This is a genomic window from Arthrobacter sp. STN4 (genome assembly GCF_024539665.1).
GTDB lineage: Bacteria > Actinomycetota > Actinomycetes > Actinomycetales > Micrococcaceae > Specibacter.
The window spans coordinates 221443-244770 of sequence record NZ_JAKZGX010000003.1; the positions used below are offsets into that span (position 1 = coordinate 221443).

Below are 23328 nucleotides of genomic sequence, written 5' to 3' on the forward strand. Positions count from 1 at the left end.
GGGCACCGGGTTATTTAGGGCACCGCGCTAGCTTGAGGAGAAGCCTTTGATTCGGCAATTTGACGAGGCGTACTGGAATGACCGGTACGGCAGCCACGGGCACATTTGGAGCGGGAACCCGAACCCGCAGCTGGTTGCCGAGGTGTCTGCACTGCCAGCCGGGACTGCGCTGGACGTGGGCTGCGGGGAGGGCGCCGATGCCGTCTGGCTGGCCGGGCGCGGGTGGCAGGTGACCGGCGTCGACATTTCCAGTGTTGCGTTGGAACGGGCTGCCGGGCACGCGGCCGGGCTGGAACTGCCCGGCTCGCTCGCGTGGCGGCAGCTGGACCTGCTCGCGTGGACTCCCCCTGAGGGGGCCTTCGACCTCGTGTCTGCCCAGTTCATGCAGCTGCCCCGCGCGGATCGCGGGCCCCTGTTTGCCCGGCTGGCTGCCGCCGTCGCGCCGGGTGGCACGCTGCTGGTGGTGGGGCACGCGCCGTCGGACATGGATTCCGGCGCGCGCCGCCCGCACCGGGCGGAAGTGCTTTTCGACGCCGGCGAGGTGGTCTCGGCACTGGATCCGGGGTTGTGGCAGGTCCTGGTGGCCGAGTCCCGCCCGCGCCAATCCGAGGGCCACGGCGGCGGGCCCGTCGCGGTCCACGACGAGGTGGTGCGCGCCAGCCGCCGCGCGGACGTGTAGCCTCGCGTCCATCTCCGAGCAACTTCGCCGCCCCCATCCGCCCCTCAGAGGAGCATCTCATGGCAGTAACCACCCTCGATCCACGGACCGCACTCATTGTTGTCGACCTGCAAAATTCAGTGGCCGCCCTTCCCACGGCGCATCCAATGGACCCCGTGGTGCAAAACGCCGCAGACCTGGCTGCCGGATTCCGCAGCCGCGGACTGCCCGTGGTCCTGGTCCGCGTGGACGGCCGCGCCCCGGGCCGCAATGAGCAGCCGCCCCGCGCTGCGACCGGAACACACTCGGACAACGCCACGGAGCTGGTGGCCGGGCTGAACCATCAGCCCGGGGACCATGTGGTGGTCAAGCGGACGTGGGGGTCCTTTACCAACACGGGGCTGGCCGAACACCTCGCCGGCCTGGGTGTCACCCAGGTGGTCGTGGCCGGCGTGGCCACCAGCATCGGCGTCGAATCCACCGCACGCCAGGCCCACGAGCTCGGCCTCAATGTCACACTGGCGGTCGACGCCATGACGGACATGAGTGCCGATGCGCACAACAACAGCCTCACCCGGATCTTTCCGAGGCTCGGGGAGACCGGCAGCACCCGCGCGATCCTGGCACTCCTCGCCCCTGCCGGCAACTGACGCCGGCCCCTGCCCGGCCAGGCCATCGTCCCCTGGCCGCGCTGCCCCGGTTTGGCGGGCTTGGGCAGCCATGGCAGCCGTCACCAGCGCCGTCGCACCCCGGCCTTTGGTCCGGTCACCAGGCTCGCCGCCGGCACGTCGTCGGCCACAACCGATCCGGCGGCGATGACGGCATCGCGTCCAATGCTGACACCGGGCAGGATCGTTGCACCCGCACCGATCCACACGTTGTCCGCCACGTCGATGGGGGCGCCGGTGAGGTACAGCCTGCGTTCTGCCGGATTGACCGGATGGCCGCTGGTGATCAGCGTGGCCTTGGGGCCGATCATCACGCCCTCGCCGAGCCGGATGCCCGCATAGTCCAGGAAAGTGCAGCCCTGGTTGATGAAGACCCGTTCGGCGAGGTGCAGATTGAGCCCGTGGTCCGTGTAGAACGGCGGATAGACCGTCACCCCTGACGGCAGCGGCCGGCCCAGGATCTGCCCGAGCAGTGCAGCCTTGCCCGCTTCGTCACCAAAGGGCAGGGCATTCAGCCTCGACGTGAGCGCGGTGACCTGCAGGACCCTCTCCGCCATTGACTTGAATTCGGGGCTGTGGATGCGCATGGTGCGGTCGGCGGACATGCCACAATCCTCCTCCCATCGCGCACGAACCAGTTCAAGGACACACCTTGGCTGAAAGTCCTGCCGTATCCGGTGCGTACGGCCCGTGGGCACCTGCCGCGGCGGTTTCAGCTTCGCCTTCTGCGCCTTCTGCGCCGTTTGCGGCGGCTGGTGCCCGGCAGGGCTGGCGCGACGGCCGTGTAGCTGTGCCCCGTGGGCGTGGTGGTGGTCGTACCGGGCGGGGCTGAGCCGGGCGGGGCTTTACCGGGCAGTGGTCCCTCGCCGGCCGGCGGTCCGATGGTGGGCGCTACGGTCCAGCCGGGGGCTTCCTTGGCCTGGTTGCAGGCGGCGCAGGACTTGATGTGGTCGTAGTTGCGAATCGGTGCATCGCAGTAAGGGCTGGCGCAGCGCTGGTACTGCAGGCGCAGGAACTCCTTCATTCCCTCGGGAAAGAAGCGGGCCCGGGAGTCCATGCTGAGCAGGGCTCCGCTCTCAGGATGGGTGAAAAGACGGCGCAGCCACAGTTTGGGCGAGAAGCCGGATTTCCCCGACGCCGTCCCCAGCACCATGGTGCTGGCTTCGGGCGCGGGGATCGGTCCGTGGCCGGTGATGATGGCGGGGTCGCTCGCACCGTCAAAGAGGGACCGGTCGGTCTTGACGAGCTCAATCATGATGTCCGGTTCGGTGACGGTGGTGCACAAGCCCGGGGTGTGCGGAGGTGCCGCCACGCCACCCAGTACACCCGGTCCCAGCGCACCCGGTTCCAGTACACTGCCATGCCGCGACCCGGCATTTTCCGGTGTTGGGCCGCGATGGTCGCCCACACCGCCCTGGCCCTCGTCACACGGCACGTGCCGCGTCAGGCGGTGGATGAGGGCGTCGGCCATGAGCTGTCCGCGGCCCCGGCCGTCGCCTGCGGCCTTGGCCGCGTCGGCTACCTGGGTGAGGGCGTTGATGACAGTGACCCCGTGCTTCAGTGGGATCAGGGCGCTGAGCAGAGTCATCCCATCCGCAGCCGGGCGCAGGGACACGTAGCGGTCCGCAACCGCTTTCTCCCGGCGCTGGACGAAAACTTCGGGCTCGAGCCGGTAGGCCTCGGCCCTGGCCGCAGTGGCGATTTGCCGGGAGCCCATGCCTGCCAGTTTCTCCTGGTCTGCGCAGATCAGCGCGTCGACGTCGGCGCGGTGTTCGGCAGAGAGGAATACCGTCTCGGATGCCACTATCCTCGCCCGGTCCTCCCCGATGATCCCGGCCGTGACGGCGTCCATGGTGTGTGGGAGCTCGCGCACCACGACGGCGGCAAGCTCGGCCAGCTGGCGCCCGCGGTGGGCGGATTCATGCCGGGCGAGCCCGACCTGCACCCCCACGTCCCGGCCGAGCTTGGCTTTCGGCACCCCCGTGCGGGCCTGGACCAGGCGCTGCTGGGCCGTGAAGAGCACCTCGGCCTGCATCTGCACCGCCGTCAAGGAATTTTTGGCTTCTTCCAGCCCGGTTATGACATCCACCAGGACCGCGCCGGAAACCCGGTTCACGACGTCCGGGTCGTATCCCCCGGCTCCCACGGAGCCACCGAACGCAGCAACGACCGAGGCGGCCTCCCCGGCAAGCTTCCCGGCCCGGGTCGCGGCGGCCCTGCATGCTGCGGCGCGGCACGCCAGCCGCTCCAGGAACGCCGCGGCCCGCCCCTCCCGCACGCCGGCATCCAACAGCTCACCGGCTTCCACGGCCCGGTCACGGGCCTGGGCGGCCAGTTCAAGGGCCAAGGCTGCATCCAGCTGGGCCAACACCGCAGGGTCAAAGAATCCGCCACACACGCCGGCCAGGGCCTTGGCGGCTTCGACCACCAATGAAGCAGGATCGGCCGCGTCCATGGGACCCATGGCCTCGCCGGCAGCAGGAGCGGACGGCAAGCCGTCAGGGCCCGTTGCTGCACCTGCCACGGTGGCGCCCAATCGTCCGAGTGGGTCCGGGCCCGCCACCTCGGGCACAGTGCCTGCAGACACGCCGGCACTGACCGTGGCATTCCATTCCGGCACCGCCACCGCGTCCACCCCCTCTGCCTGTGCACCCGGGTCCCCCAGCGGCCCCCAAGATATGGAAACCGTGTTCGAAAACCACCAACTTCCCTGCTGCCTCAAGCCTAAAATGGACTGCCCGGGCAGGAACGGGGCGCAACCCGAAATGTCAACAACCATCGGCCGGGCACCCCCCTGTGGAGGGAACAGGCAGCAGTATTTTTCCACCCCGCGTGGCAGGACCCGCAGCAATTCATGAGTGGCCCGGCGCGCAGCAGCCCGGCAGCGGAACCCTCGCAAAAGCACCCTCGGCCCCGGCCCGGCGGCCCAGGCACGCCCGAGCCCGGCAGCAGCAACCCGGCGGCGGAACGGCGCAACGGCTAAAGGACCAGCTTGAATCCGGCGTGGGAGTGGACGAAGCCCAGCCGCTCATAAAAGCGGTGGGCGTCCGTCCGGGAAAGATCCGACGTCAACTGGACCAGGACGGCCCCGCGGCGGCGCCCTTCGGCAACGGCCCACCCGATCATGGCTGAGCCCAGTCCGTTGCCGCGCAGCCGGCCGGCAACCCGGACCGCCTCAATCTGCAGGCGGGCGGAGCCGCCGCGGGCCAGGCCCGGCAGAAGGGACAGCTGCATGGTGGCAACCACAGTGCCGGCGTCGTCGTCCACCACGCACAGCAAATGGGCGGGGTCGGCAGCGATGGCGTGGAACGCGGCCAAATAGGGGCCCCGGCGTTCGGGTGCGGCGGAGTCAACGGCCGCCCGCAGCTGCTCCGCGGCCAACAGCCCGACGATCGGGCCGACGTCGGACTCCTGCGCCCGCCGCAGCACGAAGCTCCGGCCGGCGGGCGCAAGGTTCGCCAGCGCCGTCGAGCGGGGGAAATTGTTTTCCTGGGCCATTCCCCCAGCCTCTCACGCCCACCCCGGCTGCGGCGCAGGCCAGAGCCCCGGCCACGCCCGCCAAGCAGGAGGTGCCCTGGTGAGGGCCCCGGGGCCCACCGTGGCGGCAGGCGCCTGCGCAGCCTGGTGCAGTTCACCGCACGCCGGCCTGCTTTGGCACCAAAGCACCCCGAAGCCCACCGCGCCAATATCGGCATAAACTGGGTGGCACCATGACTTTCACCATCACCTACCCCGCCGCGCTTCCCGTCTCGGAACGCCGCGAGGACCTCATGGCCGCCATCGCCGCCAACCAGGTCACCATCATCGCCGGCGAGACGGGCTCCGGAAAGACCACCCAGATCCCGAAAATGTGCGTGGAGCTGGGGCTGGCGGAGAAGGGCCTGATCGGGCACACGCAGCCGCGCCGCCTCGCCGCCCGCACCGTGGCCGCGCGCATCGCCAGCGAACTCGACGTCAAGATCGGCGAGGAAGTGGGCTTCCAGGTCCGCTTCACCGGCCACGTGGGCCCGCAGACCAAGATCAAGTTGATGACCGACGGCATCCTGCTGGCGGAAATCCAGCGCGACAAACTGCTGCGCAAATACTCCGTCCTCATCATCGACGAGGCCCACGAGCGTTCCCTGAACATCGACTTCATCCTCGGCTACCTTCGCCAGATCCTGCCCCAGCGCCCGGACTTGAAGGTCATCATCACCTCGGCCACGATCGACCCGGAACGCTTCGCCGAGCACTTCGCCTCCCCCGGGGGCCCGGCGCCCATCATGGAGGTCTCCGGACGCACCTTCCCCGTGGAAATCCGCTACCGCCCGCTCTCCGGCCCCGCCAAGGGGGAGGACGACGACGAACTTGGCGCGGGCGCGGACCGGAACCGACACGGCGGGAACCGGGAAGACGGCGGCAACCGTGAGGAGGACCGGGACCCGCTCGATGCCGTGGGCGACGCCGTGGAGGAGCTCTCCCGCGAAGCACCCGGGGACATCCTGATCTTCTTCTCCGGCGAGCGCGAAATCCGCGACGCGGCCGAGGCCCTGCGGGGCCGCATCAAGACCAACCCGCGGCTGCGCGACGCCGAGATCCTGCCCCTGTTCGCCCGGCTGTCGCTGGCCGAGCAGCACGCCGTGTTCACCCCGGGCACGCGCCGGCGCATTGTCCTGGCGACCAATGTGGCCGAGACGTCGCTGACGGTGCCGGGCATCAAGTATGTGATTGACCCCGGCACGGCCCGCATCTCCCGGTATTCGCACCGGACCAAGGTCCAGCGCCTGCCCATCGAGCGCGTGTCCCAGGCAAGTGCGAACCAACGTTCGGGCCGCTGCGGCCGCGTGTCCGACGGCATCTGCATCCGGCTGTACTCGGAGGAGGATTTCGACGCCCGCAGCGAGTTCACGGACCCCGAGATCCTGCGCACCAACCTGGCCGCCGTCATCCTCCAGATGGCTGCCATGGGCGTGGCAAAGGGACCCAGGGACGTGGAGAAGTTCCCGTTTGTGCAGCCACCGGACTCCCGGGCCATCACCGACGGCGTGACCCTGCTGCGCGAGCTGGGCGCGGTGAACGCCCAAGGCGGGATCACCGGCGTCGGACGCCAGCTCTCCCAGCTTCCGGTGGATCCGCGGCTGGGACGGATGATCGTGGAAGCCGCGAAACGCGGCGTGGCCGCGGAGGTCATGGTGCTCGCAGCCGCGCTGACCATCCAGGACCCGCGTGAGCGCCCCCAGGGGGACGGCACAAACAAGCAGCAGCTCGCCGCCGAAAAGCACAAGCGCTTTGTGGATGCGAATTCCGATTTCACGGGCTTTTTGAACCTGTGGCGCTACATCAAGGAGAAGCAGGCGGAGCTGTCCTCCAGTGCGTTCCGCAGGTTGTGCAAGGCCGAGTTCATCAACTACCTGCGCGTGCGTGAATGGCAGGATTTGTTCACCCAGCTCAAGCAGATGGGCAAGCCGCTGGGCATCAAGGTCTCTGGCAGCGGCATTGACCCGGTGGCCAACCACGACGCTATCCACCTGTCCCTGCTGACGGGGCTGCTCAGCCACATCGGCCTCTATGATGCGCGCAAGCGCGAGTATGCCGGCGCGCGCGGGACCAAGTTCATGGTGTTCCCGGGCTCGGCGCTGTTCAAGAAGTCGCCGGACTGGGTCATGGCCGCCGAACTCGTGGAAACGTCGCGGCTGTGGGCCCGCGTGGCCGCCAAGTTCGATCCCCTGTGGGCCGAGGAGGTGGCCCCGGACCTGGTGAAGCGCAGCTACTCCGAGCCGCACTGGTCCAAGAAGATGGGCTCGGTCATGGCACATGAGAAGGTCACCCTGTACGGCGTGCCGATCGTGCCCGACCGCCGCGTCCACTACGGACGCATCGACCCGGAATTGAGCCGGGAGCTGTTCATCCGGCACGCCCTGGTGGAGGGAGACTGGCACACCAACCACAAGTTCTTCCACCGCAACCAGGCCCTGCTCGCCGAAGTGGAGGAGCTGGAAACCCGCATGCGGCGCCGCGACCTGCGCGTGGACGACGAGGCACTCTTTGAGTTTTACGACGAGCGGGTGGGGCCCGGCGTGGTCTCCGAGCGGCACTTTGACAAGTGGTGGAAGGACGCCCGGCACAAGAACCCTTCGCTGCTGGACTTCGACGCGCACGTGGTCATGGCCGAGGAGCCCGAGCTCGACGGGGCCGCGTTCCCGAAGACCTGGACCGAGGGCGGGTTTGAGCTGCCGCTCTCCTACGAGTTCCACCCGACCGCGCCGGGTTCCGCACCCAACCCGTCCGACGGCGTGACCGTGCAGGTGCCGCTGTTGTTTTTGAACCAGCTGCACGAGGCCCCGTTCCGGTGGCAGATCCCCGGGCTGCGCGCGGAGCTGGTGACGGCGCTGATCAAGTCGCTGCCCAAGGCCGTGCGCAAGAACTTCATCCCCGCCCCGGACGTGGGACGGCAGGCGGCCGCGGCCCTGGCCACCGACTTCGACCCTGCCGTGGACGCGCTGGAGCCGTCGCTGGAACTGGCCCTGCGCAGGATCAAGGGGCACATCATCCCGCCGGGGTCGTGGAACTGGGACGCCGTGCCCTCCCACCTGCGCATGACGTTCTCCGTGGTGGACAAGAACGGCCGCATCCTCGAAGATGGCCAGGACCTCCCGGCGCTGCAGTCACGACTGGCCGGCGCCACGCGCCGGGCCATTGCCGAACAACTCGGGGCCACGCCGAAGACCGTCACGCCCCGGGGGTCGGGCGGCACCCGGGGACCGGACCCGTCGAGACCAGGTGTCTCGACAAGCTCGACCGGTGACACCCGCGGACCAGAGGGCATTGCCGAGCGCACCGGGCTCACCGAGTGGAGCGTGGGCACGCTGCCGCGCGAGGTGAAGCGGCAGGTCTCCGGGCACACCGTGACGGGTTACCCGGCCCTGGTGGACGAGGGCGCCACGGCCGGACTGCGCGTGTTCCAGCGCCGTGATGCGCAGGAATCCGCCATGCGTGGCGGCGTCATCAGGCTCCTCGCCCTGCGGGTGCCCTCCCCCGACCGGTACGTGCTCGAGCACCTGAGCAACACCGAAAAGCTCACGTTCAGCCAAAACCCGCACGGCTCGGTGGCGGAGCTGATCGCCGACTGCACGCTGGCCACCATCGACAAGCTCACACCCGCGGCCCTGCCCTGGGACCGGAACGCGTTTGATGCCCTGTATGAAACGGTCCGGGCCGAGCTCATTGACACGGTGTTCACGGTGACGGCCGTCGTCGAACGCGTGCTGGCGTCGAAGCTGCGGATCGACAAGGCGCTGCGGGCCAGCAACAGCCTGCCGCTGATCAGTGCCCTCAACGACACCAGGCAGCAGCTGGAACTGCTGGTCTACCCCGGTTTTGTGGCCAAGACCGGCTTCGCCCAGCTCAGCCAGCTGCCGCGCTACCTGGCCGCGATTGAGCGCCGGCTGGAGAAGCTGCCCTCGAATGTGGCCCGGGACGGTCAGTCGATGGCCGCCGTGCAGCGGCTGGAAGACGAGTACGACGACGCCGTGGCCGCCCTGCTGCCCGGCCAGCGGTCAACGGCTGGGCTGGAGCACGTGCGCTGGATGTTGGAGGAACTGCGCGTCAGCCTGTTCGCCGTGGAGCTGGGCACGGCGTATTCGGTCTCGGAAAAGCGGGTCCGCGTGGCACTGTCGAAGGCCTTGGCCGAATAACCAACGCCCGGTTGCAACCGGGGCAACATTCCCCAGGGCTTCCGCATTTTTGGGTCCGTCGCGTCAATGGTTGGGGAAGCACTTTCCCTGGCCGAGCCTGGCCAGGCCGGTGAGGTCCCCGGCGGCATACGTGGTGACGCCCGGCCGGGCACGGTCGTACATCAGCTGCGAGGGGTCCTTCACATGGCCCAGCCCCAGCACATGGCCGATCTCGTGTTCGATCACGGCCTGCACCAGGGCCGGGCCGCCTGGGCGTGACATCGTCTCGCCCAGGGCCCCCGCGTTAAGCTGGACGGTGCCGGTGACGAAGACTTCGCTTCCCGTGTCGCCCACGATTGCCTGGCTGCCACCCAATCCGGCCACGTTGGTCTCGCCGGGAACCGGTACTTCAACAAACTTGGGCTGCTCCGCCGCCGTCGCCCACACAAACAACACGGGTGCCCAGCGTTTGCCGTAGCGCCCGGGCTGATATGGGCCCCGGTTCGTGGAATAGCCCTCCGTGGTGCCGCCGTCGTCAATGAACACCAGCCCGGTCGCCTGCGATGCGGCCGCGGCGGCACGGGTGATGAGTTCACGACCGCCCTCAGGGGCGTTGTCGGGGCGGGTTACGAAATGGATTGGGCGGCAGGGATCGTAGGCAATGAGGCCGCTGCGGGAATCCCCGCCGATGAAGGCATACGATTCGCTCGTCTGCGCCACCGCTGCGGGCCTGCCCAGCGGCGCCTTGTGGGCCTCGACGCCCCGCGGCGGGTAGCCGGCAGTCCAGCTCGAAGCGGGGCCGACGCCGGACTGCCGGGCGTGGAACTGTTCCCCGGCAATCGCTGCCGTGGCCTGGCCCACGAGGCCCGGAAAAGCGTAATAGCTAACAATCATGGCCAGGGCCAGGACGGAACATGCTGCGGGCAGGATGCGCCGGAACCTGCCATGGTGCCGCCGTGGCTTCTTTCGCACCGGGCCGGACGCGGGGCGGCCAGCCGCAGGGAGCCCGGACCGGGCGGCGGGCCGGGCTGCCTCCTCATCCAGCACCCATTGCGGCACCCTCCCGGACGGGGACCGGCGCAGTCCCTTGACGGGATCCGGTTCCCCCGGCCTCACCGGGCCTTCCCGCCGTGAAGGTTGCGCCTGCCGCCAAGTCCAGCCATGTCCACCGTGCGGCCCCCTGCGACGAAGTGTATTGAGGAAATCCTAGCCCAGGCGGGCAGCAGCACCGGCGATTCCCCGGATGTGCCGCCCTCGTTGGTGCCCGGCCGCCTGTGGCGTCACCAACGGCTCCGCCGGATCGGTATTGTCCACCACACGGTCGGCTCGCAGCCATGGGGCTGCCTCGGCAAAATACAGCCGCTGGCCCCCGACGTAGCGGCGCATGCCGGGGTGGCCGGGATCAGCCGGCGTGCCGTCGCGAACCGCCATCCGGCGGGCCGTCTCGGCGAACGGCACGTCCAGAAACACGGAGTAGTCCCATCGGCCGGCAAGTTCCCTTCGATGCAGGAACATGCCCTCGACAATGCACACAGTGCCCGGGCGGGCCTGCAGCCGGGGCGGATCAAGGGCCAGGTCCAGGCGGCGGTCCGTTGCTGCGCTGCGGTACAAGCCGCCGCCCCGAGGCCCGAACGGCGCCAGGACGTCCCGTTCCAAGGCCGCGGCGAAGGTCGTTTTCCCGCTCCCGTCCACCCCGTCGATGGCCACCAGGGTCCAGCCGCCATCACTGCGCGGGGTCTCGAGTGCCAGGGCGCCGGCCAGGGCTGCGGCGCCGGCCTGGCACATCGACGCCACGCCTGTCACGGCGTCCCTGCTGGGCCCCGCCACGGCGTGCGCGTCAGTCCTCGGGGACGAACTGCCCGTGCCCGGCGTCGCGCAGCGCACCGCGGAGCTTTTCAGCATTGGCCTCTAGGACGGCAGGGTCCGGGTTGTTGTCCACGGCCTTGAAGTTGAAATTGTCCAGCCCGTAGGCGGGGAAGACGTGCACGTGCAGGTGCTCCACCTCAAAGCCGGCAACAATCAGCCCGGCCCGCGGTGCACCAAACGCCGCAAGCTGCGCCTGCCCGATGGTCTGGGAAACGCCCATCAGGTGCCCCACCAGTTCCGGCGACGCGTCGGTCCACTTGTCGACTTCCTCGCGCGGCACCACCAGGACGTGGCCGTCCGTCAGGGGCCCGATCGTCAGGAAGGACACGCAGGTCTCGTCCTTCCAGACGAACCTCCCAGGGATGTCGCCGTTGATGATTTTCGTAAACAGCGTGCTCAAGAAATGCTCCTAAAGGGTCGAGTTGTCCAGGACAAAGCGGTACTTGACGTCCCCGGCCACCATGCGGTCGTAGGCGGCGTCCAGCTCCGGTGCGGCAACCATTTCAATGTCGGAAACAATCCCGTGTTCGGCGCAGAAGTCCAGCATTTCCTGGGTTTCGGCAATCCCGCCGATCAGGGAACCGCCGTAGGCCAGGCGCTTGCGGATCAGCAGGCCCGGATCCACGGGCGGCATTTGTGCCGGCGGCAGCCCCAGCTGGATGAGGGCGCCGTCGCGCGCCAGGGTCTGCAGGTACGGGTTGAGGTCGTGGACGGCCGCCACGGTGTCGATGATCGCGTTCAGCGTTCCCTTCGCAGCGGCCATCTGTGCCGGATCGGAGGACACCACCACGGTGTCGGCACCGAGCTCAAACGCCGCGGCTGCCTTGCCCGGTGAGGTGGTGAAGACAGTGACTGAGGCCCCGAGCGCCTTGGCGATCTTGACGGCCATGTGCCCCAGCCCGCCGAGGCCCACCACGCCCACCGCGTCGCCGTCCTGCACGTCCAGGTAGCGCAGCGGGGAGTAGGTGGTGATGCCGGCGCACAGCAGGGGCGCGACGCCGGCCGGGTCCAGCCCGGCGGGCACGTTCAGCACGTAGTTCTCATCCACCACGATCGACGACGAGTAGCCGCCCTGCGTCACGCCGCCGCCGTTGCGGCGGTCCACCACGCCGTAGGTGCCGGTGTTGCCTTTTTCGCAGTACTGCTCAAAGCCTTCAAGGCACGAGTCGCATTCGCGGCAGGAGTCCACCATGCAGCCCACGCCCGCCAGGTCCCCCACGGCAAAGCCCACCACGTCGGCGCCCACCCGCGTGACCCTGCCGACGATTTCGTGGCCCGGGACCAGCGGGTAGCGGGCCGGCCGCCATTCGGAGCGGACGGTGTGCACGTCGGAGTGGCACAGCCCGCAAAAGTCGATGGCGATTTCCACGTCGTGCGCCCCCGGCTCCCGGCGCTCAATGGTGCTGGGGTTCAGTCCGGAGGTGGCGGACGTTGCTGCGTAGGCTTTTGCTTGCGTCATGGTTCAACCCTATCGCCACCGGCACCGGTCTCCACGGGCCGTTCCGGGCGGTTGGACCACGCCGACCACGACCCGGGATACAGGGCAGCAGGGAACCCGGCAATTTCCAGGGCCGCAATTTCGTGGGCCGCCGTCACTCCGGAACCGCAATACACGGCCACCTCCGAACCCTCCCGCACGCCCAGCGCCGCAAACCTCGCCCGCAGTTCCTCCGCCGGCAGGAACGTGGCATCCTGCGCCAGGTTTCCGGCCGTGGGCGCGCTGACTGCCCCCGGAATGTGCCCGGCCCGCGGGTCGACCGGCTCCGTCTCGCCCCGGTACCGCTCCCCCGCCCGGGCGTCCAGGAGGATGCCCGGCCACCGGGCGGCCCCTTCCGTGTCCACCGTGGCCCTTGCCCCGTAATGTACGACGGCGTCCCCCGGCTCCGCCGTCTCCTCGCCCTGGGCGAGCGGAAGGCGGGCGGCGCGCCAGGCCGCCAGCCCGCCGTCGAGCAGGTGGACATTGTCGATGCCTGCGTAACCCAGGAGCCACCAGGCGCGGGCAGCGGCGGCTGCCCCGGCGTCGTCGTAGGCCACCACGGTGTCCCCGGTGCGGAGGCCCCAGCGGCGGACGGTTTCGGCGAAGTCGGGCTCGGCGGGCAGGGGGTGGCGGCCGTCGCGCGGCTCCCCGTGCCCGGCCAGCTCGGTTTCCAGGTCCACGAAGACGGCACCGGGGATGTGGCCGGCCGCATAGTGCGCGCGGCCGTCCGGGTCGCCCAGCGCCCAGCGGACGTCGAGCAGGACGGTCCGCAGGCCGGCCGCCCGGCGTTCCTGAAGTTCGGCAACGTCCATCAAGACGGTCATGTGCAGCTCCTTTGGGGTGGTTTTACCTCAAATCTAGCCCCGGGCCGGGCGCAAACCACCGAACCGCGTGCACGTTAAGCTGGCTGGATGACAACACGGCAAGCGGAGCAATGGTCCTGGACGCACCAGGCGATGGCAAAGGTGCAGGCGGAAAACAACCGCAGCGCGGATACGCACCTGTACAAGGTCGAGCTGCCGCCGGGGTGGGGCGTGGACCTGTATGTGAAGGACGAATCCTGCCACCGCACGGGCAGCCTCAAGCACCGCCTGGCCCGCTCCCTGTTTTTGTTCGCGCTGGTCAACGGCTGGATCCATGAGGGCACCACGGTGGTGGAGGCCAGCTCCGGCAGCACGGCGGTGTCCGAGGCCTACTTTGCGCAGCTGCTCGGGCTGGATTTCACGGCGGTCATGACGCGGGGCACCAGCCCGGAAAAGATCGCCTTGATCGAAAGCTTTGGCGGGCTCTGCCACTTTGTGGACCAGGCGGACCAGGTCTATTCGGCGGCCGCGGAGGTGGCCGCGGCATGCGGCGGCCACTACATGGACCAGTTCACCTATGCCGAGCGGGCCACGGACTGGCGCGGCAACAACAACATTGCCGAGTCGATTTTCAGCCAGCTCTCCCACGAACGCTTCCCGGAGCCGCAGTGGGTGGTGGTCGGGGCGGGCACGGGCGGCACCTCGGCCACGATCGGCCGGTACATCCGCTACCACGGGCATGCCACGCAGCTGGCCGTGGTGGACCCGGAGGGTTCGGCGTTTTACCCGGCGTGGCAGTCCGGCGAGCTGTCCGTGGTGACGGGCAGGTCCTCCCGCATCGAAGGGATCGGCCGCCCGCGCGTGGAGCCAAGCTTCGTGCCCGGCGTCATCGACGCCATGTTTGAAGTCCCCGACGCCGCCTCGGTGGCAGCCATGCAGCATTTCGGCGACCTTGCCGGGCTCCATGCGGGCCCCTCCACCGGCACCAACCTGTGGGGCGTGTGGCAGCTGGTGGCCGGGATGGTGGCCGCCGGGGAGCAGGGCAGCATTGTCACACTCATGTGCGACGGCGGCGAACGGTACACGGGCAGCTACAACGACCCGGCGTGGCTGGCCGGCAAGGGCCTCGACCCGGGGCCGCACCTGGCCTCGCTCCAGCGCTTTTTCGAGACCGGGGTGTGGACGGGCTAACAAGGTGCGGCCGGCGGCGTGCCATGCTGGCGAGGGCGGGTAAAATTTCACCCGCCCCGGACACTATGGCACGCCGCCACGCAGGCAGGCAGGCAGTCTAGACCTCCACGGACTCGCCGGCTGCCAGGTGCCGGAAATCGGTCCCGTGCTGCGCGCCCAGCCGGGCAATGTGCGACTCCGTGAAGGCCAGCCCCGACTCGTTGAGCAGGGCGTCGTGGATCTGGAAGGCCTTGGGCGCCCGCACGGACACGACAAAGTCCACCACCTCGGCGACCTTCGACCACGGGGCGTGGACGGGCACCAGCAGCGTTTGGACCTGGACGCCCGGGGGAACAATCAGGGAATCGCCCGGGTGGTAGACGGCGTCGTCCACCAGGTAGCCCACATTGGCGACCACGGGGATGGACGGGTGGATCAGGGCGTGCTGGCCGCCCAGGCAGCGGACGGAGAAGCCGGCGGTGGTGAAGGTGCCGCCCGCCGCGGTGGTGTGGACCCGCCCGGCAGTCCCCGGGGCGGCGGCGCGCAGGGCATCGGCCACCACGGCCGGGGCGTGGACGGGCAGGGAAGGTGTGGCTGCGAGCGCGGCCAGCACGGCCTCCTGGTCGAAGTGGTCGGCGTGTTCGTGCGTGATGAGGATGGCGTCCGCACCGGCCAGCGCCTCGCCGGTTTCGGAGAGGGTGCCGGGATCAATCACGAGCGCCCTGTCTTCCTTTTCGATCCGGACACAGGCGTGGGAGTATTTGGTCAGCAACATGGTGCCAGCCTATGCCCGCCCGGGCCCCCGCGGCAGGCACGGCGTGATCCGTACTTCCCGCCACCGCCCGCAGTTGGCCCGTGCGCTAGGCTGGTTAATTGGAATGAAGCCACGTGAAAGCAGGTTGTACGCATGTCTGGAGGGCCTGATTCCGGGGCGCCTGTCCCTGAAACGCCGGTCAAGGAACAGCGTGTCACCAAGCAGCGCCTGGCCATCAGCGCCGCCCTGGACGGCCTGGACGACTTTGTCAGCACCCAGGAACTGCACCGCCTGCTGGCGGACAAGGACGTCCGGGTCTCGCTGGCCACCACGTACCGGATCCTGGCGTCCATGGCCGAGGAAGGCCTGGTCGACACCCTGCGCAACGGCGAGGGCGAGGCCGTCTACCGGCGCTGCTCGGCCACCAGCCACCACCACCACCTGCTGTGCCGCAACTGCGGGAAGACCGTTGAGGTGGAAGCCCCGGCCGTGGAAAGCTGGGCCGCCCGGATTGCCAGGGAAAACGGCTTCACCCAGGTCCAGCACACCGTGGAGATTTACGGGCTGTGCCCGGAGTGTGCCGCGGGCTGACCCTTCCTAGCCGCGGGCCATGGGCGGCACAAAGTCCCCGAGCGGCTCACGCACCCACCAGTCGCCGGTGCCGCGCCACTCCCGCCAGGTGCTGTAGCGGTAGCTGAACACGCGGGCCCGCACCCAGGCCGGCCGCTGCCCGCCAAACGGGTCACGGCGCAGGAGCTTCAAGGTGGCGGGGTCGGCGTCGAGCAGCTTGTTCAGGAACGGCACAAACCAGTTCAGCCCGGGCGATCCCAGTGCCAGGAACCACATCAGCCAGTCGAGCCGCAGGTGGTAGGGCGCGAACTGCCGCGGCAACCGCCCCGGCTCCCCCGGCTTGCCCCGGAACCCGTACTCCTGCCACGGCCCGGCCACCGGGTCCCCGGCCGTGCCCTCCACCACCACCTCATACCGCTGGCGGGTGATGGAGCCGAACGCGCCGTAGGCATTGGCCAGCCGCCACCGGTTGAAGCTGCCGTTCATCACCTGGTTCCGGGAGAACAGGTTCCGCAGCGGCTGCCAGCTGAGCACCAGCATCAGGAGCCCCATGGCGAGCACGACGACGGCGAACCAGGCGGGCATTCCCGGCCCGCCCTGCGCCGTGGCCGGCGTGGCGACGGCCGAGAAGGCGGCCACAATCGTGATGACGTTGAGCCAGGCGAAGTTGCCGGAGAGGACCAGCCAGCACTGGGTGGCAATGATGACCGCGGCGGCCACCGTGGCCACGGGCTGCGGGGCAAACACAAAGAACGGCACCACCAGCTGGGCGAAGTGGTTTCCCAGCACCTCGGCCCGGTGCAGCGGCTTGGGCAGGTGGTGGAACCACCAGCTCAGCGGGTTCGGCATGGGCTGGGTCTCGTGGTGGTAGTACAGGGCCGTCAGGTCCCGCCAGACGGGGTCGCCGCGCATCTTGATCAGGCCCGCGCCAAACTCCAGCCGGAACACGAGCCAGCGGAAGGCAAACAAGGTGACGGCCGGCGTCGCGGTCTGCTCCGAGCCGAGAAACGCGGCCAGGAAGCCGGCCTCCAGGAGCAGGATTTCCCAACCAAAGCCGTAAAAGACCTGGCCCACGTTGACGATCGACATATACAGCAGCCACATCGCCGCAAACACCAGCATCGGCACCCAGGCGGGCCCGCGCTGCGGCAGCCCGGCCACCACGCACAGTCCCAGCACGGCCCCGGTCCAGGCCACGGCGCGCAGCAGCCGGTCCGAATACCGCCACCGGAACAGTGTGGGCCCGGGCGTGCGCACCACGCGTGAGAGGTAGCGCGGGACGGGTAGCAACCCGTGTTCGCCCAGCAACGCCGGGAACTGGAGTGCGCCGGAAACAAAGGCAATGACGAAAATGGCCGCAATGCCGCGCTGGAGCACAAACCGCGCCAGCCCGTAGTCCGCGGAGTCCAACCAGCCGGTCCAGCCCGCGGCCGGAACATTCCAGTCCATGCCCCCACGCTAGCCCCTGGCCCCGGGCCGGACCAGCGTCCCGTGGCGCCACTTCCGCAGCGCGGCGGCGGGGCCTCTAGGCGCGCGCCGGGAGCGTGGCCCGTGCCGTCCAGCCCCGGCGCCTGCGCACCGCCCCGGCCACGCGGCACACCAGGTAGATCACGAACGACAATGTGGTCACGTAGGGCGAAATCGGAATCCGTCCGCCCAGCGCCAGCAGGATTCCCCCCACCGTGGCAACGATGGCAAAGGCAACGCTGAGCAGCACCACCATGCGCGGCGCCGCCGTCACCTGCAGCGCCGCGGCGGCCGGCGTGATGAGCAGGGCCAGCACCAGCAGCGCGCCCACCACCTGGATGGACAGCGCCACCGAGATGCCCAGCAGGAACATGAAGGCCACCGACAGGGTGCGCACCGGGACCCCCCGGGCGGCGGCAATGTCCGGATCCGCGCTGGCAAAGGTCAGGGGCCGCCAGATGACCACCAGCCCGGCGATGACCACCAGCGCCGTGACGGCCAGGGCGGAGAGCTGGGTGGAGTCCACCGAGACGATCTGCCCGGTCAGCAGGCCGAACTTGTTGGCCGCCCGGCCCTGGTACAGGGACAGGAACAAGATGCCCAGCCCCAGCCCGAACGGCATGATGACCCCGATCACGGAGTTCCTGCCCCGCGCGCGCACGCCCATGGCGCCCAGCAGCAGTGCGGCCAGTACGGAACCCACCAGCGAGCCGGCGATGACGTCGGCACCGACCAGCAGCGCGAAGGCGGCCCCGGCAAAGGACAGCTCGGCGATGCCGTGGACGGCAAAGGCGAGGTCGCGCATCATGACGAAGGTGCCGATGAGCCCGCCCACCAGGCCCAGGATGGCCCCGGCCAGCAGCGAGTCCCGGAACAACGGGATGAGTTCGGCATAGTCGGTGAAGTTGAACACCGCGTTGGTGAAGTCGGCCCAGCTCATGCCGCTCCCCCTTCCGGCATGTGCCCGTCAATGACCGCCTCGGGCATGCCCACCACCACAATCCGGCCGTTGCTGTGGAGCACCTCGACATGGGTGCCATACAGCGTCGAGAGGACCTTGGTGGTCATGACCTGCTCCGGGGTGCCGATGGTGAAACGGCCGCCGGCCAGGTACAGCACCCGGTCCACGTGTTCCAGGATCGGGTTGATCTCATGGGTGACAAAGACGACGGCGGTCCCGTTGGCCTTGGCCTGGTGGCCCACCAGTGCGCTGACGGCCTTTTGGTGGTTGAGGTCCAGGGAGAGCAGCGGCTCGTCGCACAGCAGGACCCTCGGATTGGGGGCCAGGGCCTGGGCGATGCGCAGCCGCTGCTGCTCGCCGCCGGAAAGCAGCCCCACGGGGACGCGGGCGTACGGTGTGGCCCCCACCTGCCCCAACAGTTCGTCCACGCGGCGCCGGTAGGCCCGCCCGCGCAACCGGATCCCCCACCGGTGTCCGTCCACGCCCAGGCCCACCAGGTCCCGGGCACGCAGCGGAGTGTCCGGTGCGAAGTGCTTTTGCTGGGGGACGTAGCCAATGCCGCGGTGGCCGCGGCGGGCGGGTTCGCCGTCGACCGCCAGGGACCCGGAGCTGAGGGGGGAAAGGCCCAGCAGGACCTTCAGAAAGCTCGTCTTGCCGCTGCCGTTCGCGCCCAGCACGGCCAGGAATTCACCGGGGGCGACGTCCAGGTCCAGGCCGTCCCACAGCACCCGGTCGCCGAAGGCCAGCCGGGCATCGCGCAGGCGGACGGCGGGCCGCCCGGACGGCAGGGCGGCCGGCAGCTCGTGGACGGGCGCACTCACGGGGCCGTTGCCTTCGCATGGTCCAGGGCCCCGGTGAGGTGCGCGGTGTTGGCGGCCATCCACTCCAGGTAGGAGTCGCCGGCCGGCAGTGTCTCGGAGAAGTCCACCACGGGGACGCCGGCGGCCTGCGCCGCCTTTTTCACTTCCAGAGTCTGCGGGCCTTCCGTTTGTTCGTTGTAGGCCAGCAGGTCCACGGTTCCGGAAGCCATGAGTGCCACTGTATCGCGCAGCACCGTGGTGGGGACGTCGGAGCCGTTTTCAATGGCCGTGCTGAATGCTGCCGGGGTCTTGTTGGCCAGCCCGGCGGCCTGGAGCAGGTACACCGGCACCGGTTCGGTGATGGCGGCCGTGGCGCCGGGGTGTGCCGACTTCAAGGCCGCCAGCTTGCCCTCCAGCCCGTCCAGCCGCCCCTTGAAGGCCGAGGCGTTGGCCTTGAATGTGGCGGCACGGGCGGCGTCCAGCGAGCTGAACCGTTCGGCGAGTTCATCGGCCAGCTTGGCCATGGTGGGCAGCGAGTACCATACGTGTTCGTTGAAGTCCGCACCCTTGTCCAGGCCGGAAAGCTCACTGACGTTGACCACCTTGGCCGGGTCCAGGACGCCGCTGGCGAGCCGGCCGAAGAAGTCGTCGTAGCCGCCGCCGTTTTCAATCCCGACGGCAGCCTTGGAGACCGCCAGCTTGTCCTGCGCGGTGGCCTCGTAGGAGTGCGGGTCCGCGGCGGCACTGTTGATGATTGAGTGCACCGCCACGTCGTCGCCGCCGATCGCCTCGGCGATGCTCCCGTACACGTCGGTGGAGGCCACGACGGCGATCCTGCCCCCGCCTTGGGAGCCCTGGGTGCCTGTGGCTGCCGTGGTACCTCCGCCACAGGCGCCCAGGGCCAGGGAGGCGGCCACGGCCAGTCCCAGGGTCAGTGCTGTGCGGCGCAGGTGCATGCGAAGGTCCTCCAAGGAAAGCTAATGAGAATAATTACCAATAAGTCTTCCCACAGCATAGCCTAATTGGGAATCGTTCGCATCAAGCCTTCCGGCGCTCCTGGACCTGTGTCTGCGTGGCGTCGCGGATCTCGCCCACGAGCTGTTCGATGACGTCCTCCAGGAACAACACCCCCACCGTCCGCCCCTCCGCGGAAATGACGCGTGCCACGTGGGATCCGGTGCGCTGCATGATGGCCAGCGCATCCTCGATCTCCTCGTCCGCGGACAGGTTGACGAGGGAGCGCACCCGCGCCTCCCCGATCGGCAGCTCGTAGCGCTCCACCGGAATGGGCAGCACGTCCTTCAGGTGCAGGTACCCCAGCAGGGTCCCGGCCTCGTCCGCGAAGACAAAGCGGGAGAAACCGGTCTTGCCGACCTTGTGCTCAAAGTCCACGGGGGTGGCCGACGGCGGCAGGGTCACCACCTGCCCCAGCGGCACCATGATGTCCCCCGCGCGTTGCGTGGAGAACTCCAACGCACCGTTGATCAGCCCGGTCTGGTCATCCACCAGGCCGCTGCGCGTGGACTCGGCCACGATGGACTGGACCTCCTCCAGGGTGAAGGAGGAGGAAACCTCGTCCTGGGGCTCAATCCGGAACAGGCGCACAATGTGGTTGGCACTCCAGTTCAGGGCCACGATCACCGGCCGCACGCCCTTGCCGATGAGCACCAGCGGCGGGGCGAGCAGCAGTGCCGCCTTGTCCGCGGCGGAGACGCTCATGTTCTTGGGCACCATCTCGCCAAACGTCACGTGCAGGAAGGTCACGAGCAGCAGGGCCACCACAAAGGCCACCGGCGCGGAGATGCTGTCCGCGACGCCGATGGCATGCAGCGGAGCCGACAACAGGTGGTGGATGGACGGCTCCGCCACGTTGAGGATCAGCAGCGAGCAAACGGTGATGCCCAGCTGCGAACAGGCCAGCATGAGCGAGACATTCTCCATGGCACCCAGCGTGATCTTGGCCCGCTTGGACCCGGTCTCGGCGAGCGGTTCCACCTGGCTGCGGCGTGCCGACATGATGGCGAATTCGGCGGCGACGAAGAAGGCGTTGCCCAGCAGCAGCACCACCAGCCACACCAGTCCGGCCCAGCCGCTCATTGTCCACCACCGCCCGCCGGTTTCCCGTGGGGCACGACGCCGGGTTCCCCCGTTGCGGGGGCCGGCGCCGGGATGAAGCAGATCCGGTCAATGCGGTGGCGCTCGAGCCGGTCCACCACGAGGGTGCCGCCTTCGACCGGGACGGTGTCACCCACCACGGCGATGCGCCCGAGTTCGGCCATCATGAAACCGCCGACGGTTTCATAGCCTGCCTCGTCCGGCACGTTGAGGGCACCGATGCGTTCGGACACCTCGTCGGGGCGCATGAGGCCCGGGAAAAACCAGTTGCCGTCCGCCCCCTGCAGGATGCCGGGCTTGGTGCGGTCGTGTTCGTCGGAGACCTCCCCGACGATCTCCTCCACCAGGTCCTCGAGGGTCGTGACGCCGGCGGTGCCGCCGTATTCGTCCTGGACCACCGCCATCTGCAGGTTGCCTTCGCGCAGTTCCAGGATCAGGGCATCCAGGTGGACGGTTTCGGGCACGCGCAGGACCTCGGTCATGATGGCGCCGGCCTCGATGTCGGGGCGCTTGCGGAAGGGGATGGAGACCGCCTTTTTCAGGTGGACCACGCCCAGGATGTTGTCCGGGGAGTCGCCAATGACGGGGAAGCGTGAGAAGCCGGTGCGCCGGGCGGCAGCGATGATGTCCGCCACGGACTGCTCGGATTCGATGGTTTCAACGCGCATGCGCGGGGTCATGACATCGGCGGCCGTCCGTTCGCCAAAGCTGAGCGTGCGGGCCACAAAGCGGGCGGTGCCTTCATCCAGCGTGCCCATGGCGGCCGAGCGGCGCACCAGGGAGGCCAGCTCGGCAGGTGACCTGGCGCCGGAAATCTCCTCCTTGGCCTCCATGCCGAACACGTGCAGCACCTTGTTGGCCACGCCGTTGAGCAGCAGCACCGCGGGCTTGAAGATGGCGGTGAACACGAGCTGCGGGCGGGCCACGGCCTTGCCGATCTCGAAGGACTTGGCGATCGCCATGTTCTTGGGCACCAGTTCGCCGATGAGCATTGACAGAAGTGTGGCAATCACCATGGCGACGGCGAGGGCTGCGGGCGCCGCCGCTGCCGCCGGAACTCCCACGGCTGCCAGCGGCACGTCCAGCAACGCCCCCAGCGAGGGCTCAATCAGGAAGCCTGTCAGCAGGGTCGTGAGGGTGATGCCGAGCTGGCAGCTCGAAAGCTGGGTGGAGAGGGACTTCAGGCAGCGCAGCAGCGGTGCGGCGGCCGCATCGCCGTTGTCGACGGCGCGCTGGACCGTGGTCTGGTCAAGTGCCACGAGGGAAAATTCAACGGCCACGAAGAATCCGGTGCCGAGTATGAGCAGCAGCCCTGCTGCCAGGAGGATCCACTCCATTTAGATGCCCCCGGTTTCAGCGTTGCAGCTGTGGGGGTTGGCCGCCGGCGGAGGGTGGTCGGCGCTGGGGCCGGCCGGCGTGGAGGTGGCGTCATGGCGGGCTCTGGTGCGGGGTTTGCCGGCTTGTGCAACGTTCGCGGCGGGGCGTCGGCGGATACCCTGCGAACCGTTGCGCCGGCCCCTAGATTTACTTTCCATAGGATTTTTAGTCTACATGAGCGGCCTTCACGCCACCGCGCACCCGAGCTACGGGGCGGCATCGTGCCGGGTCAGGCGCCGGGCAGGACGGTGCTGCCGTCAAGGGCGTGGTAGGCGCGCGCATGGTAGACGAGCGGTGCACCCTGGGACGGGGCATCCGGGGCGATGATCCCCACGACGGAGGCTGCCACGAGCAATGAGGCGCCTGCCGGCGTGCGGCTGAGGATCTCACAGCGCAGGGCGAAGCCTGCGTGCCCGAGCAGCGGTTCGCCCGTCGGCAGCCGGGTCCACGCCGTCGAGCCGGCAAAACGCTCCGAGGTGGGGCTGGCGAAGGTGCGGGCCAGGGACAGGTCGGCTGCCGTGAGCAGGTGCACCACGATCGAATCGGCATCGGCAAGGGCGGCGGCAGAGCCGGACCGCGACGCGAGCGAGAACGCGAGGATGGGAGGCTGCGCGGAGACGGAGGCCACGGAGGAGGCCGTCACGCCGACCGGCCCGGTGCCGGAGTCCGCGGTGATGACGGCCACGCCGGCCGGATGGCCGCCGAACGCAGCCTTGAAATCGGCCGTCAAGGCCCAGGTGGGGTCCGTGGCCGCTTGTACCGTCATGTGAGATGTCCCTTCCAAGGCACACCCGCCGCCGCGGCGGGCCACCAGCAACACTAGAACCTCAACAAAGGTTGAGGTCAAATCCGCGGGCCCCCATCTGATACGAAAATAGGGTGAGTTAGGCTGCCTGGGTGAGGGTGACCTGGTATCCGAGTTGGTGCAGCTCGTTGAGGGCGTGTTGGCGGGTTCTGTCGGCGTTGGCCTGGGTGTAGCGTCGGATGGGT

The 23328-nt window shown here is 68.9% G+C and carries 21 protein-coding genes; 5 read left to right on the top strand and 16 right to left on the bottom strand.

Translation table 11 applies throughout. The features are described 5' to 3' along the window. Window positions 1-46 precede the first annotated feature (46 nt). Both MMF96_RS04465 and MMF96_RS04470 read left to right on the top strand, forming a co-directional pair. Window positions 47-679, top strand: coding sequence for a bifunctional 2-polyprenyl-6-hydroxyphenol methylase/3-demethylubiquinol 3-O-methyltransferase UbiG (locus MMF96_RS04465; RefSeq protein ID WP_176616793.1), 633 nt, complete (start codon window positions 47-49; stop codon window positions 677-679). A 59-nt stretch (window positions 680-738) separates the two neighbouring features. Continuing rightward, on the top strand, window positions 739-1308 hold the full coding sequence (locus MMF96_RS04470; RefSeq protein ID WP_176616792.1) for a cysteine hydrolase family protein: 570 nt from the start codon (window positions 739-741) through the stop codon (window positions 1306-1308). 80 nt (window positions 1309-1388) lie between these two features. On the opposite strand, the gene MMF96_RS04475 is transcribed toward MMF96_RS04470, so the two are convergent. From MMF96_RS04475 to MMF96_RS04485, 3 genes are all read right to left on the bottom strand, one after another. Continuing rightward, complete coding sequence (locus MMF96_RS04475; RefSeq protein ID WP_256882673.1) at window positions 1389-1931, bottom strand: sugar O-acetyltransferase; 543 nt, start codon at window positions 1929-1931, stop codon at window positions 1389-1391. A 107-nt stretch (window positions 1932-2038) separates the two neighbouring features. After that, window positions 2039-3913 carry a DUF222 domain-containing protein gene (locus MMF96_RS04480; RefSeq protein WP_256882674.1) on the bottom strand — a complete coding sequence of 625 codons (1875 nt, stop codon included), beginning with the start codon at window positions 3911-3913 and terminating at the stop codon, window positions 2039-2041. A 392-nt stretch (window positions 3914-4305) separates the two neighbouring features. Next, window positions 4306-4824: a GNAT family N-acetyltransferase gene (locus MMF96_RS04485; protein WP_256882675.1), complete on the bottom strand. Its 519-nt coding sequence runs from the start codon at window positions 4822-4824 to the stop codon at window positions 4306-4308. A 212-nt stretch (window positions 4825-5036) separates the two neighbouring features. Between MMF96_RS04485 and hrpA the strand changes: the two genes are divergently transcribed. Then, window positions 5037-8999: an ATP-dependent RNA helicase HrpA gene (hrpA, locus tag MMF96_RS04490; protein WP_256882676.1), complete on the top strand. Its 3963-nt coding sequence runs from the start codon at window positions 5037-5039 to the stop codon at window positions 8997-8999. 63 nt (window positions 9000-9062) lie between these two features. Here the strand turns inward: hrpA and MMF96_RS04495 are convergent, their stop codons facing one another. From MMF96_RS04495 to MMF96_RS04515, 5 genes are all read right to left on the bottom strand, one after another. Continuing rightward, window positions 9063-10094 carry a matrixin family metalloprotease gene (locus MMF96_RS04495; RefSeq protein ID WP_256882677.1) on the bottom strand — a complete coding sequence of 344 codons (1032 nt, stop codon included), beginning with the start codon at window positions 10092-10094 and terminating at the stop codon, window positions 9063-9065. 90 nt (window positions 10095-10184) lie between these two features. Beyond that, window positions 10185-10805 carry a uridine kinase gene (locus MMF96_RS04500; RefSeq protein ID WP_256882678.1) on the bottom strand — a complete coding sequence of 207 codons (621 nt, stop codon included), beginning with the start codon at window positions 10803-10805 and terminating at the stop codon, window positions 10185-10187. Between the two features lie 10 nt (window positions 10806-10815). Beyond that, a complete protein-coding gene (locus tag MMF96_RS04505) occupies window positions 10816-11244 on the bottom strand; it encodes an HIT family protein (RefSeq protein WP_176616785.1) in 429 nt (142 codons plus the stop codon). A 9-nt stretch (window positions 11245-11253) separates the two neighbouring features. Further along, window positions 11254-12303 carry an NAD(P)-dependent alcohol dehydrogenase gene (locus MMF96_RS04510; RefSeq protein WP_176616784.1) on the bottom strand — a complete coding sequence of 350 codons (1050 nt, stop codon included), beginning with the start codon at window positions 12301-12303 and terminating at the stop codon, window positions 11254-11256. Beyond that, window positions 12300-13145 carry a sulfurtransferase gene (locus MMF96_RS04515; protein ID WP_176616783.1) on the bottom strand — a complete coding sequence of 282 codons (846 nt, stop codon included), beginning with the start codon at window positions 13143-13145 and terminating at the stop codon, window positions 12300-12302. Before MMF96_RS04515 ends, MMF96_RS04510 begins: the two co-directional genes overlap by 4 nt. Window positions 13146-13232: 87 nt before the next feature. Between MMF96_RS04515 and MMF96_RS04520 the strand changes: the two genes are divergently transcribed. Beyond that, window positions 13233-14315 carry a PLP-dependent cysteine synthase family protein gene (locus MMF96_RS04520; RefSeq protein ID WP_256882679.1) on the top strand — a complete coding sequence of 361 codons (1083 nt, stop codon included), beginning with the start codon at window positions 13233-13235 and terminating at the stop codon, window positions 14313-14315. A 97-nt stretch (window positions 14316-14412) separates the two neighbouring features. On the opposite strand, the gene MMF96_RS04525 is transcribed toward MMF96_RS04520, so the two are convergent. Further along, complete coding sequence (locus tag MMF96_RS04525) at window positions 14413-15069, bottom strand: MBL fold metallo-hydrolase (RefSeq protein WP_256882680.1); 657 nt, start codon at window positions 15067-15069, stop codon at window positions 14413-14415. Between the two features lie 132 nt (window positions 15070-15201). On the opposite strand from MMF96_RS04525, the gene MMF96_RS04530 reads away from it, so the two are divergent. Then, window positions 15202-15639, top strand: a complete 438-nt coding sequence (locus MMF96_RS04530) for a Fur family transcriptional regulator (protein ID WP_176616780.1) — start codon at window positions 15202-15204, stop codon at window positions 15637-15639. Between the two features lie 6 nt (window positions 15640-15645). Here MMF96_RS04530 and MMF96_RS04535 read toward each other — a convergent pair whose 3' ends face one another. The 7 genes from MMF96_RS04535 to MMF96_RS04565 form a co-directional block, all read right to left on the bottom strand. Continuing rightward, entirely contained in the window at window positions 15646-17067 is a 1422-nt protein-coding gene (locus MMF96_RS04535; protein WP_256882681.1) for a lipase maturation factor family protein, read from the bottom strand. A gap of 76 nt (window positions 17068-17143) precedes the next feature. After that, entirely contained in the window at window positions 17144-18025 is an 882-nt protein-coding gene (locus tag MMF96_RS04540) for a metal ABC transporter permease (protein WP_176616778.1), read from the bottom strand. Further along, window positions 18022-18867 (bottom strand): metal ABC transporter ATP-binding protein, encoded by an 846-nt coding sequence (locus MMF96_RS04545; protein WP_256882682.1) that lies wholly within the window; start codon window positions 18865-18867, stop codon window positions 18022-18024. The genes MMF96_RS04540 and MMF96_RS04545 overlap by 4 nt, the downstream gene beginning before the upstream one ends. After that, window positions 18864-19802 (bottom strand): metal ABC transporter solute-binding protein, Zn/Mn family, encoded by a 939-nt coding sequence (locus MMF96_RS04550; protein ID WP_256882683.1) that lies wholly within the window; start codon window positions 19800-19802, stop codon window positions 18864-18866. Before MMF96_RS04550 ends, MMF96_RS04545 begins: the two co-directional genes overlap by 4 nt. Window positions 19803-19884: 82 nt before the next feature. After that, on the bottom strand, window positions 19885-20943 hold the full coding sequence (locus MMF96_RS04555; protein ID WP_256882684.1) for a hemolysin family protein: 1059 nt from the start codon (window positions 20941-20943) through the stop codon (window positions 19885-19887). Further along, window positions 20940-22298 (bottom strand): hemolysin family protein, encoded by a 1359-nt coding sequence (locus MMF96_RS04560; protein ID WP_256882685.1) that lies wholly within the window; start codon window positions 22296-22298, stop codon window positions 20940-20942. The genes MMF96_RS04555 and MMF96_RS04560 overlap by 4 nt, the downstream gene beginning before the upstream one ends. Window positions 22299-22567: 269 nt before the next feature. Further along, entirely contained in the window at window positions 22568-23104 is a 537-nt protein-coding gene (locus MMF96_RS04565) for a flavin reductase family protein (protein ID WP_256882686.1), read from the bottom strand. Window positions 23105-23328: the final 224 nt, after the last annotated feature.

What these genes read in the sequence shown, in the direction of transcription:
- MMF96_RS04470 (WP_176616792.1), top strand. Translation starts at nt 739, where the DNA reads ATGGCAGTAACCACCCTCGATCCACGGACCGCACTCATTGTTGTCGAC.
- MMF96_RS04475 (WP_256882673.1), bottom strand. Translation starts at nt 1,931, where the DNA reads ATGTCCGCCGACCGCACCATGCGCATCCACAGCCCCGAATTCAAGTCA.
- MMF96_RS04485 (WP_256882675.1), bottom strand. Translation starts at nt 4,824, where the DNA reads ATGGCCCAGGAAAACAATTTCCCCCGCTCGACGGCGCTGGCGAACCTT.
- hrpA (WP_256882676.1), top strand. Translation starts at nt 5,037, where the DNA reads ATGACTTTCACCATCACCTACCCCGCCGCGCTTCCCGTCTCGGAACGC.
- MMF96_RS04510 (WP_176616784.1), bottom strand. Translation starts at nt 12,303, where the DNA reads ATGACGCAAGCAAAAGCCTACGCAGCAACGTCCGCCACCTCCGGACTG.
- MMF96_RS04515 (WP_176616783.1), bottom strand. Translation starts at nt 13,145, where the DNA reads ATGACCGTCTTGATGGACGTTGCCGAACTTCAGGAACGCCGGGCGGCC.
- MMF96_RS04520 (WP_256882679.1), top strand. Translation starts at nt 13,233, where the DNA reads ATGACAACACGGCAAGCGGAGCAATGGTCCTGGACGCACCAGGCGATG.
- MMF96_RS04525 (WP_256882680.1), bottom strand. Translation starts at nt 15,069, where the DNA reads ATGTTGCTGACCAAATACTCCCACGCCTGTGTCCGGATCGAAAAGGAA.
- MMF96_RS04530 (WP_176616780.1), top strand. Translation starts at nt 15,202, where the DNA reads ATGTCTGGAGGGCCTGATTCCGGGGCGCCTGTCCCTGAAACGCCGGTC.
- MMF96_RS04535 (WP_256882681.1), bottom strand. Translation starts at nt 17,067, where the DNA reads ATGGACTGGAATGTTCCGGCCGCGGGCTGGACCGGCTGGTTGGACTCC.
- MMF96_RS04540 (WP_176616778.1), bottom strand. Translation starts at nt 18,025, where the DNA reads ATGAGCTGGGCCGACTTCACCAACGCGGTGTTCAACTTCACCGACTAT.
- MMF96_RS04550 (WP_256882683.1), bottom strand. Translation starts at nt 19,802, where the DNA reads ATGCACCTGCGCCGCACAGCACTGACCCTGGGACTGGCCGTGGCCGCC.
- MMF96_RS04555 (WP_256882684.1), bottom strand. Translation starts at nt 20,943, where the DNA reads ATGAGCGGCTGGGCCGGACTGGTGTGGCTGGTGGTGCTGCTGCTGGGC.
- MMF96_RS04560 (WP_256882685.1), bottom strand. Translation starts at nt 22,298, where the DNA reads ATGGAGTGGATCCTCCTGGCAGCAGGGCTGCTGCTCATACTCGGCACC.
- MMF96_RS04565 (WP_256882686.1), bottom strand. Translation starts at nt 23,104, where the DNA reads ATGACGGTACAAGCGGCCACGGACCCCACCTGGGCCTTGACGGCCGAT.